The 9509-nt window shown below is 55.4% G+C and carries 12 protein-coding genes and 1 pseudogene; 3 read left to right on the top strand and 10 right to left on the bottom strand.

Annotated features, from left to right (window positions below):
- The first annotated feature begins 467 nt into the window (after positions 1-467).
- On the top strand, positions 468-1034 hold the full coding sequence (locus ACMX3H_RS14515; RefSeq protein ID WP_415211350.1) for a TIGR00730 family Rossman fold protein: 567 nt from the start codon (positions 468-470) through the stop codon (positions 1032-1034).
- Between the two features lie 108 nt (positions 1035-1142).
- Positions 1143-1472 (top strand): NUDIX domain-containing protein, encoded by a 330-nt coding sequence (locus ACMX3H_RS14510; RefSeq protein ID WP_415211349.1) that lies wholly within the window; start codon positions 1143-1145, stop codon positions 1470-1472.
- 501 nt (positions 1473-1973) lie between these two features.
- Here the strand turns inward: ACMX3H_RS14510 and ACMX3H_RS14505 are convergent.
- Positions 1974-2126, bottom strand: coding sequence for a type I toxin-antitoxin system Hok family toxin (locus ACMX3H_RS14505; RefSeq protein ID WP_415211351.1), 153 nt, complete (start codon positions 2124-2126; stop codon positions 1974-1976).
- A gap of 405 nt (positions 2127-2531) precedes the next feature.
- Between ACMX3H_RS14505 and ACMX3H_RS14500 the strand changes: the two genes are divergently transcribed.
- Positions 2532-2717, top strand: coding sequence for a hypothetical protein (locus tag ACMX3H_RS14500; RefSeq protein WP_415211348.1), 186 nt, complete (start codon positions 2532-2534; stop codon positions 2715-2717).
- A gap of 59 nt (positions 2718-2776) precedes the next feature.
- Here the strand turns inward: ACMX3H_RS14500 and ACMX3H_RS14495 are convergent, their stop codons facing one another.
- From ACMX3H_RS14495 to ACMX3H_RS14455, 9 genes and pseudogenes are all read right to left on the bottom strand, one after another.
- The gene (locus ACMX3H_RS14495; protein WP_415211347.1) at positions 2777-2998 is read right to left on the bottom strand and encodes an ogr/Delta-like zinc finger family protein; all 222 of its coding nucleotides are present in this window, start codon (positions 2996-2998) and stop codon (positions 2777-2779) included.
- Between the two features lie 71 nt (positions 2999-3069).
- Positions 3070-4158 carry a phage late control D family protein gene (locus ACMX3H_RS14490; protein WP_415211346.1) on the bottom strand — a complete coding sequence of 363 codons (1089 nt, stop codon included), beginning with the start codon at positions 4156-4158 and terminating at the stop codon, positions 3070-3072.
- The gene (locus ACMX3H_RS14485) at positions 4155-4619 is read right to left on the bottom strand and encodes a phage tail protein (RefSeq protein ID WP_415211345.1); all 465 of its coding nucleotides are present in this window, start codon (positions 4617-4619) and stop codon (positions 4155-4157) included. The genes ACMX3H_RS14490 and ACMX3H_RS14485 overlap by 4 nt, the downstream gene beginning before the upstream one ends.
- Positions 4620-4751: 132 nt before the next feature.
- Positions 4752-5426, bottom strand: a complete 675-nt coding sequence (locus tag ACMX3H_RS14480) for a hypothetical protein (protein ID WP_415211344.1) — start codon at positions 5424-5426, stop codon at positions 4752-4754.
- Between the two features lie 49 nt (positions 5427-5475).
- A complete protein-coding gene (locus ACMX3H_RS14475) occupies positions 5476-6765 on the bottom strand; it encodes a hypothetical protein (RefSeq protein ID WP_415211343.1) in 1290 nt (429 codons plus the stop codon).
- A complete protein-coding gene (locus ACMX3H_RS14470) occupies positions 6758-6880 on the bottom strand; it encodes a GpE family phage tail protein (RefSeq protein WP_406706492.1) in 123 nt (40 codons plus the stop codon). Before ACMX3H_RS14470 ends, ACMX3H_RS14475 begins: the two co-directional genes overlap by 8 nt.
- Before the next feature lie 11 nt (positions 6881-6891).
- Positions 6892-7224, bottom strand: coding sequence for a phage tail assembly protein (locus tag ACMX3H_RS14465; RefSeq protein WP_415211342.1), 333 nt, complete (start codon positions 7222-7224; stop codon positions 6892-6894).
- Between the two features lie 18 nt (positions 7225-7242).
- Positions 7243-7758, bottom strand: a complete 516-nt coding sequence (locus tag ACMX3H_RS14460; RefSeq protein ID WP_415211341.1) for a phage major tail tube protein — start codon at positions 7756-7758, stop codon at positions 7243-7245.
- A 12-nt stretch (positions 7759-7770) separates the two neighbouring features.
- Positions 7771-8942 (bottom strand): annotated as a pseudogene (locus ACMX3H_RS14455) (phage tail sheath protein).
- Between the last annotated feature and the right edge of the window lie 567 nt (positions 8943-9509).

Below are 9509 nucleotides of genomic sequence, written 5' to 3'. Positions count from 1 at the left end.
GCAATGGCCAGACCAGGTTAGCTACCGTGAATCGGCCGAGGATATCGTGCACTGTGGTACAGCCGATGCCGAGCGCTGCTGCGATTCGAGCGACACTGCTCAAATTTCATGCGTAATACATTGATATATATTCACATTTCTGTTCTCGCGTTCTTCTTTTTACGTGCCATGCCATACCCCCGGAAGCTAAAAGTCTCCAGAGTATGGCGGAACAGAAGATGAGCGGTCGGACAGAATCGGAATCGCTGATCGGACGTGAGGAACCAGCACAACCCTTGACTGATGCGTTAGGCGGCAAGCGAAGCCTCAACATGGGCCTGACATCGTCGTCATTTGCGATCGGCTTAACACTGCTTTGCGCCCTGTTTCACGTTAGCTTGAGGGAAAGCAGATTCAGAAACGTTTGGCACGGGCGGCCACCCGCATGGGGAAATGGCATAAAGCCCGCTTAATTACAGGTTAATCATATGAGTAGTATAGGAATCTTTTGCGGCTCCGCTAACGGCAATGATCCGGTTTACAGGAAAGCCGCAAGCCAAGTCGGCCAGCGGTTGGCCGAAAAGGGGGTAGGTATCGTCTACGGCGGGGGAAAGGTCGGACTGATGGGGGCCGTTGCTGATGCGGCGTTGCAGCACGGCGGTTCTGTCATCGGGGTGATTCCGCAGTCGTTGGTCGCGCGTGAAATCGCCCATACCGGATTAACCCACCTTCACGTCGTCGCGAACATGCATGAACGAAAAATGAAAATGGCGGAGCGGGCGGAGGCTTTCATCGCGCTGCCTGGGGGTGCCGGGACGCTGGAAGAGATTTTCGAGCAATGGACATGGGCTCAGCTCGGGCTTCATACCAAGCCCTGTGCCTTTTTTGATGTCAATGGTTTTTATCGCCCGTTGCAAGACATGATTCGTCAAATGGTCAGTAATGGCTTCCTGAAAAAGAGCTATGAAGACATGCTCCTTTTTTCAGCAAATATATCGGAAATTACGGAATATTTCGCTAATTACCACGCGCCAGACGTCAAATGGTCGAGATAAGAGAAAAGAATATGGCGGATGAAAAAATGATCCATATCGCTGCGGTGGTGATCACTGACGAGCTGGGCCGGGTATTGCTGGTGAGGAAACGGAATAACGGCCTGTTTTATGCAGCCGGGGGGCAAAATCGAAGCGGGCGAGCGGCCGGCAACGGCGTTGGTGCGTGAACTGTATGAGGAGCTTCAGATGCAGGTTGCGGAGCAGGACGCCGCTTTTCTCGGGCAATTCACCGATATCGCCGCCAACGAACTCGGCTACAGACTGATTGCGGATGTTTTTGCCGTGCCGGCGCCCGCCCATATCGTCACGGCTTCCGCGGAGATAGAAGACGTTATTTGGCTTATTCCGTCAGCCAGTGAGGGTATCCCATTGGCGCCCCTTACTCTGAAGCAACTTCTACCTTTGCTAATGAAAGCGGGGACTTCGGTCAATCCATGAGGCTCGTCGGCACCGCTTTTGCATCAGGATGCAGGTGCGGCCCCGCCAGGGACAAGGCGGTAAAACGTCACGGAGCCCGTCGACTTAAAGCCGCCAAGGATCCTCTTTAACGTTGCCCGTGGGCACAAACCATTGTGGTTACCCTGGAGCATGCGAGAGGTCCGCTTACAGACTCGTGGCGCGCTGTTATCCACAATGCGCGGCGGACCTGGCAATCCGCTTTGGTTGATTTTAAGAGTTTTTCATCTGCCACAAAAAAAACCTCTGATGAGGTGGGGAAGACAGGGATGGTGTTGTTTTTTCTCTTTTAACACATTGAAATAAAATGATTTATTTCTATCGATGTCCACACAATGACCATATCGATCAAAAGGCCCCGGTTTCCGGGGTTTTTCTTTGAGCGTAAAAAAGCCAGCACTGAAGCTGGCCGGAAAAATGGGCGCTCGCAGATCTCCGCTCAAACAACCAACGGGCAGGGACAAGCCCCGCCGCTGGGTTGCCTTACCTCACAGATTCGTAAGCCATTATGGCCGCAACCTCCGTTTCGCCGTTTCTGATATGGATTTCACAGAGTGATTTCCGGGTTATCCAGGTAAACACCAGTAACGTGATACAGATAACCACCAGAGCGGTGATGGCGAGTTTTTGCGGCATCGTGGCCTCCTTATCTTGCCTTTCGGCGCGGAAGAGGCTACCTTTATATTGCTGATGCATAAGAGTGGCCTCGGGTTGATTAGCATCGATTCGGGGCTTTTCTCTTTCTGCCTTTTGCAGAGGCTCAGGACAGAAAGATCCAGAGCACCCGCACGCAGTGTAACAGCAATCCTCTTATCTGCAAGCCTTACCCCCACACAAAATTCCCTTTTAGCGCACCTTCGGGTGCGTTAAATTAAAGGGCAATGCATTGAAAATAAAAGGATTTAATTTCGAAGTGTCCAGATAACGTCCATCTTTGACCAAAAGGCCCCGGTTTCGGGGCTTTTCCATGCCTTCCTGCCTTCTTCGTTGTTTCTTGCTATCATGAGCCATTGATTTCAACTTGATTAATAAAAGGCCACCATGTTCGTACAAAAACACAAAGTCAATGTTGAAACGCCTCACGGCACCAAAGTTGATCTGGATGGGTATAATTGCGAAGAGGCGATAAAGATCCTGCAAACCATCATCGTGACTCACTATTCAGGACAAACGCCAAGCACTTCCCGCTCTTCACCTGATGGTAAGCCAGACGCGAAGCGTCAGTAAATTAATGTGACCTTATCGGCAGCGGGCGGCAGCCCAAAAAGCCCCCGCCCTGATTTTCCCTATCCAAACTGTAGCATTCCCTGGCCGTTCTGGCCTGGGTGTGGTGGCGCGGGTTCGATCTGCCGGGGAACACAGATGGAGCGGGTAAAGGTTTCATGTGTGATAAAGGTGTGACCACAATTAATGTTAGTGTATTGATTGTAGCGCTCTTTGGTGGTGGTCGTAATGTAGTGGCTGGTACGGGTATGGGCGGCCTGACCGCAAAGGGGGCAATACATCATGGCGTGAGTGCTCTCCATCACGCGCCCGACTAAGGTCGGTGGTAGCGGCCAGTATAGCATTTCCGTTTTTCTCATTCCATTTCAAGCGCATCGATTTTCACCTCCAGCTCCAGGGCGGTGGTAAATCCGCTGCTATTCAGCGTGTGGGTCACGGTAACCAGTGTCCAGGCGGCCTGGTCAATTTCGCGTTTAAAGCCGCTGACCTTGACCGGCATTTCAGGAGAGAGTTCCGCACGGCCGCGGGCCAGCGTGATGGAGAAGGTGGCGACGCCGCGCTGCAGCCGTTCCCAATTCGCTCTGGCCGCCCGTTCGGCATTGTGCTTTGAGGCGTAGGTGTGGCGCAGAACCAGCACGTTTTCCTCACTGCCTATCAAATAGTCGCCCTGTTTTTCTGTGTTGGCGGACCGCTTTTTCCGCTTGCGTTTGACGCGGACCGCCTCGGATTTGGCCTTACGGATATTGAGCCAGTGCGCCACCACGCCGGTATAGGCGTCACGGTCAGTCAGTGTAAACTGGTGACTGTCGCCCTGCTGGCGGGTGAGGGTTAGCGCCGGAAGCGGTTTACCGCTCAGGGTCTGGTTCTGCCCCTGTTTAAAAAACAGCATTTTCCCTTGTTTTACCGCCATCACAGCGCCATGTTCCCTTGCCAGTCGCGTTAAGAAGCTGCCGTCTGATTCCTGGCTCTGGTCGCTGTGGGCCAGTTTGGTGCGGGCCATCGCCTGACTCATCACCGGCGTCAGCTTATGGCGGGCAGAGAGCGTTTTCACCACATCGCCGAGGGTGGTGTTATGGTAGGACGCTTCGCGCTGGACGTTGAGCGAGGCGCGAAAATCAGCGCTGCGGGTGCGTATCGTCAGCCGGTCGGGAGCGCCGCTGTGCTCGATTTCATCGACGGTAAAGGTGCCTTTGTTTATCAGCCCGGTTTCCTTCCAGCCGAGAGACAGGGCAACGTTAGCCCCGCGGCGGGGCAAGAGCAGACTACGGTCGCTGTCATCCAGTTCAATATCCAGCTGGTCCTCCTCAAAGCCCCGGTTATCCGTCAGGGTTAATGACATCAGGCGGTGTCCTATGTTGCCGGTGATATCGACGCCGTCGACGCTCAGCCGCCAGTCCGGGGTATGGCCGCCGGTGGTGCTATCAAGCAAGGCCGACAGGCTCATGATAGCAGCCCGCCCAGGGTGTCGGAGAGTGCGCCATTCAGGTCGTTAAGCTGCTGCGACAGGTCACCGAACATCTCTTTCAGATTTTCATCGGTGCGTTTAAGCGTCAGGGTAAATTCAATGCGTCGCGCTGCGCCGTCGGAGAAAAACACGCTTTTGGTGCGGCTCAGGCTTTCAATCACAAACATCCCATGGATAGCGCTGTTACCTTCAATCAGCGACCAGGCTTTACCGGTTTCCGCCATCTTTTGCAGCGCCATTAACGAGACGCGGCCGCCGGTGATTTCCGGCAACAGGACGCCGCTCAGGGTGACGGTTTCTTCATCCGGGCCGAGGAACTGGCTTTGCGGGCGGCGGCCTATCCGGCTGTTGGACGGGTGACGCCAGGCCATCTGGTGTTGAAATTCCTGATAGGGCACGGTGTGCAGCATAAAAACGAACATGCCTAATGCCATCATCATCGTTGTTTACTCGCGGTCTTCAAAACGGCTATGGGCGCGGGCCTGGCGCTCGCGGCATCAAGCTGGCGGGCCACCTCCCGCGCGATATCCTGCGGGCTATGGTGCGGCTGCGCCACAATCTGAATGGGCGCCTCAATGCTGATGTGGGTCACGCCACCAGCGGGGGCCGCCGTGCCCTGCTGGGCGCGGTAATGGCTGGCCGGCAGGCTGTAGGGATGCAGCGGCGCCTGAGCCAGGGCGGACGACATGCCGCCCATCATCAGGGCGGCGGCGGCCAGGCAGCGCCTGTAGATAATCCTGGATAGCCTGCCATTTTTCCCGTGTCGTCTGACTGACTGACTCCCATAGCGCTTTGAATTTTGGCCCAAGGGTATCCCAGTTTTGCCATATCAGCACCGCCGCGCCGGCGGTCAGCAGCAGGCCAAAGCCGGCAGCGGTCACGGTGAGCACCTTCGCCGCCTGTTGATGTCGGGCAAAAAAGGCGTTTACCCGATCTAACATTGCCGACACCTTTTCCAGCCCCTTGACGTAAAGCGGCAGCACCTTTTCCCCGATATTTTTATACAGATCGTGTTTTTTTGCTTCCAGGATCAGCTCTTGGCCGCCGGCGGTGTGCTGCCCCTGGCGAAGCAAGGTATCAATATCTTGCGCCTGGGTGCCGGCCAGCAGTTGCTTTTGAATGTTCTCGCGCTGGTTATACATGGTGGCGAACAGGTCGGAGGCCGTGCGATTGGAGAACAGCCCGCCAATTTTGAGTTGCACCCCTTCATCGGAGAGGTTCGGAAAGGCTTTTTTGATACGCGGCACCACCTCTTCCATTAAATATTTAAACGGCGTTTTGATGAATTTTTCCTGGTTAATAAGGGTAAAATCCTTGACATGGCCGGTTTTGGAGTAGGTGGTGATTTTTAATCAGCCCGATGCGATCCATCTCATCCTTGCTGCGCTCGGTAATGCTCTTGCCAATCCAGTTATGCCGGGCAGAGTTCAGGGCGTTCCCGGTGGACTCGCCGCCCATTTCCTGGATCAAGTGCCCGAAGGCATAAAAATATTCGCTTCTGTCGATATCCTTGGCCGCTGAGCCGCCGCGCTTCATAAAATCATTGGTATCTTTCGGCGTCACCATGGTCTGCGTGACGGCAAACGCCTTCACCGATTCATTGATAAAGCTGGCGAGCCGTTTCGGATCCTGGATCTCGTTGCGCAGCTCGGCATTCTTCAGCATGGCGTAAGACAGCTGATTGAAACTTTCGGTCTGTTCCGGGGTAAGCAAACCTTGATTGCCCAGCATCTTGATAGCGGTTTCTGCACGGGCAAGCTGCACGGTGGCATCCTGAGTGTGGTGCGGGTCGCGGGTGATGGCCCATGATTCCGTGTATAACTTCATTAATTCCGTTTGACTGTTGCCCAGCACAGGATGGCTGGCGACAAAGTCCTTTGCATTTCGTACTTGCTGCTCACTGACGCCCTGCGCCCTGAAACGCTGCACATGCTGGCTATAGGCCGCCGCTTCGCTTAACGCCTGCTTCATGCCCATAAGCGTGGCGCCGCCGGTGACCGCCATGACCACGCCGGTGCCGGCGAGCTGGTTGCGTACCCCCAGGGCCTGATGGTAACGGCTGCGGGCGTCGGTTAACCGCTTTTGTTGGGCGGCCTGTTGTTCAAGGCGTTGCTGCTGGGCGGCCAGATGGGTATTGGCCTCGGCGGTGCGGGCTTTTAAGGCGCGCTGGGCGTCTGCCAGTTGACGGGTGGCGATGCCGCTTTGTTGCAGGGCGGCGCGCTGAGTCTGTAGCGCTGTCCGCAACGTGCTGTACCTGGCCTGGAGTTGCGTGACGGCCGCGCGGGCCTGTTGAAATTGCCTGACCTGGCGAGTGGCGGGGGCGTCGGTGCCCTTCATGGCGAGCGCCAGACGGCTGGCCTGGTCGCGGGCGGCGCACAACGCGCTAGCGGCCTGGGCGGCCTGCTGTTTGGTTTTGACGAACCCTTGCAGCTGGCCTGACTGCCTCTCCAACTGTTTCAGTTGGTCTTTGGTGGATTTTGCCGCTGACGCCAGCGTCCTGTTGCTGGCCTGCATGGCTTTAAACGGGCGGGTAAGCTTGTCTACCGCGCTTAATATTACCTGCAGGCGAAGGTCTTTATCACTCATCAACGGCTCCACTGCGGATCAGGGCCTTATGCCGCCAGGCCAGCAGATCTCCGAGCGACATGGGCGCGGTATCGGCTGGCGTCCAATGGAATACGGCGGCAATGTCCGCCGTCAAATCGTCAACCGTCAGTCTGTCGGGGAAGCGGACAGGGCCGAGTTCGGCACAAAAAAAAGTGTCAGGATAGCCGCCAGCTGATACAGGTCGGCCGGATCGAGGTTAAGGACTTCCTCTGGCGTCAGGGTCGGGACGGTCACGCGCGGCAGTACGCGAATAAGCGCATCGACATCAGTTTCCAGCAAGGGCTGAAGGCAGGTGCCACGCAGATCGCCGGTGGTGGGTTTTCTGATGCTGACTTCGGTGATACAGGTCTTGCCGCGCGTAACCGGCACGTCAAGGGTGACGGGCTTCTGTTTTAGCGCCTGGATGTCGGGGGTTTCCGGGACGGTGATGTCTTTCATGGTGCGGTCTCCTCTGTATTACAGGCCAATGGCGCGACGGTGTTCGGCCTGGCGATCGTCACCGCCGACCACTTCCACCATATTGAGGTTGTCGATTTCAATCAGTACCTCGCCATCCAGGGTCAGTTTGTAATAAACGTTTTTGACGCTGAGCTTGGTCTGGGTGTTGTCGCCGTATTTGTAGTTGCCAAAATCAAATTCAGCGAAACGGCCGCACATCACTATCTCAACCGCACTGATTTCGCCGGTGTCGTCACGCTGGTAGCTGCCCATAAAGCGTAGCGGGATACCGTCGGCCTTCGTAATGGCCCACTGGCGGAAAACCTGCGGATCGATACCGCCCAAGGTGATTTCCGCATCCAGCGCGCCGTCTTCCAGCCCTAAATCAACATTCACCGTGCCGCCCATGCCGGCGCCGCGATACGCTTCAAACTTGCGCGTCAACTTGGGCAGGGTGATCTCTTCGGCAATCCCCTGATAGCTGTTGCCTTCATTGAATATCATCATGTTTTTTAACTTGCGTGGTAAGGCCATGGCCTCCTCCGTTTAACCTTTGACACCCTGGGTGAGGTTCATCAGATGGCGATCGGTAATACGCTGGCGTAACGCCAGGTTTTCCAGCGGCGGTACCGGCGTATAGTCGTAATCAATCGTCAGCTTGCCCGCCTTGAGCGTGTCCTTGTCGTTGGCGGACGTATTCAGCCATACGCTGGCGTCAATCAGATAGCCGCCGCTTTTCAGCTCGCGGAATTTGGCGCTGATCCCCTCGATAATATCTCGCCATAGCGAGGGGTGTTGCGGTTGGTCAACGGCCCACATCTGCGCCTCGGCCAGGGTATCGGCCAGCACCAGGGCGGTACGGGTGGCACTTTCAAACTGAAACAGTAGCTCATCCGAGCAGGTGCGCGATCCCCAAAAACAGTAGCCGTCCTTGCGAATAAGCGTGGTGACGGCGTTTTGGTTCAGCAGGTCAGCGTCGGTGCCTGTGTCCTGCAGATCCCAGAACACATCCGCGCTGATGCCGGTAACACCATTGACGCCGACATTGGACAGGGTTTTATGCCAGCCGGTCTGCGCATCGATTTTAGCGCGCAGGCCCAACACACGGGCAGTGGCCCAGGCGGTAGCGCTGGCGTTTTTATCCGCATCCCAGGCGAGAAAATCCGGCCAAATAGCATGGCCTCGCGCTGATTAAAATTCTTGCGGTACTCAATCGCCTCAGTAAGGGTTTTACACCCCCAGGCGCTGATATAGGCCATGGCGCGCAGGCGTTGTGCGGCGGCCAGCAGCTCGACGGCGACGGCCTGGGTATCATGTCCTGGCACACCCAGAATACGCGGCTTGACGCCGAGCTGACCCTGAGCGGCCAAGAGCGCCTTGATACCGGTTTTTTTGCCCTCGGCGCTGACGCCGCCGATGATATTGGTGGTGGTTTCCGCTTCGGTCTTGCCCTGGGGAACACGCACGACCACAGTAACCGGTTTAGCCTGGGCGGCGATAGCATCCAGCGCGCGGGCCAACGTGCCTTTATTGCCGGCCTTGCCGCTGGCGTCCAGCACGTCGGTCAACAATACCGGCGTATTGAGCGGAAAGGTTTTGGCGTCGGCATCATCCGCCGTGCAAACCATGCCCACAATCGCGGTGCTGACCGTGGTAATGGTGCGGGTGCCTTCATTGATTTCCTGCACGCGCACGCCGTGGTGATAGTCCTGTGGCATAAGGCAATCTCATGTTGGAGGTAAGGTGATAAGGTTATGATAACGGCACACCGTCAGCGATACCTGTACGGGCGCTTGTGTGATTCAGGTTACAAGGTCGGTGTTTCTCCTTCGGTCCGTGAAAGGACGTGAGATATGTAAACGGGAGCACTATAAATGGTGATCTTCCGAGGAGAAAACGAGATTAATCATAGACTGGCAACAGCAGTTGAGTCTTACTCTATAAAAGAGCGATTAGCACTCTATTGCCTTGTTATTGAAATAGTTCCTTTGCATGAATTACACGCCAAGACCCTATCACAGCGACTTATCATGATCCCCGGTGACCGACATGTTTTGTATGCAAAAAAGATCAGCCAGAGTATGCTGTTGCGAGTTATATTCGATAAAGACATCGATCCTGAATGAAAAAGTATTACACACTTGATTCGTAAGCGCCCCGTGGAGGACGTCTTGAATTATTGGTGGGTTTGTTGTATGAGACAGTAAACCTACGTTACACGCTTATGCTCATTGCATTTTCACATTGTATTGATTTTAATAACTTTTATTTCCATCCCGGTTTGA

Origin of the sequence: Sodalis sp. (in: enterobacteria) (assembly GCF_047607725.1) — a bacterium.
Taxonomy (GTDB): Bacteria; Pseudomonadota; Gammaproteobacteria; order Enterobacterales; family Enterobacteriaceae; genus JBLKSS01.
The sequence above is the reverse complement of the archived record's forward strand: the minus strand, read 5'-3'. Positions and strand labels throughout refer to the sequence as shown.

What these genes read in the sequence shown, in the direction of transcription:
- ACMX3H_RS14515 (WP_415211350.1), top strand. Translation starts at nt 468, where the DNA reads ATGAGTAGTATAGGAATCTTTTGCGGCTCCGCTAACGGCAATGATCCG.
- ACMX3H_RS14510 (WP_415211349.1), top strand. Translation starts at nt 1,143, where the DNA reads ATGCAGCCGGGGGGCAAAATCGAAGCGGGCGAGCGGCCGGCAACGGCG.
- ACMX3H_RS14505 (WP_415211351.1), bottom strand. Translation starts at nt 2,126, where the DNA reads ATGCCGCAAAAACTCGCCATCACCGCTCTGGTGGTTATCTGTATCACG.
- ACMX3H_RS14500 (WP_415211348.1), top strand. Translation starts at nt 2,532, where the DNA reads ATGTTCGTACAAAAACACAAAGTCAATGTTGAAACGCCTCACGGCACC.
- ACMX3H_RS14495 (WP_415211347.1), bottom strand. Translation starts at nt 2,998, where the DNA reads ATGATGTATTGCCCCCTTTGCGGTCAGGCCGCCCATACCCGTACCAGC.
- ACMX3H_RS14490 (WP_415211346.1), bottom strand. Translation starts at nt 4,158, where the DNA reads ATGAGCCTGTCGGCCTTGCTTGATAGCACCACCGGCGGCCATACCCCG.
- ACMX3H_RS14485 (WP_415211345.1), bottom strand. Translation starts at nt 4,619, where the DNA reads ATGATGATGGCATTAGGCATGTTCGTTTTTATGCTGCACACCGTGCCC.
- ACMX3H_RS14475 (WP_415211343.1), bottom strand. Translation starts at nt 6,765, where the DNA reads ATGAGTGATAAAGACCTTCGCCTGCAGGTAATATTAAGCGCGGTAGAC.
- ACMX3H_RS14465 (WP_415211342.1), bottom strand. Translation starts at nt 7,224, where the DNA reads ATGAAAGACATCACCGTCCCGGAAACCCCCGACATCCAGGCGCTAAAA.
- ACMX3H_RS14460 (WP_415211341.1), bottom strand. Translation starts at nt 7,758, where the DNA reads ATGGCCTTACCACGCAAGTTAAAAAACATGATGATATTCAATGAAGGC.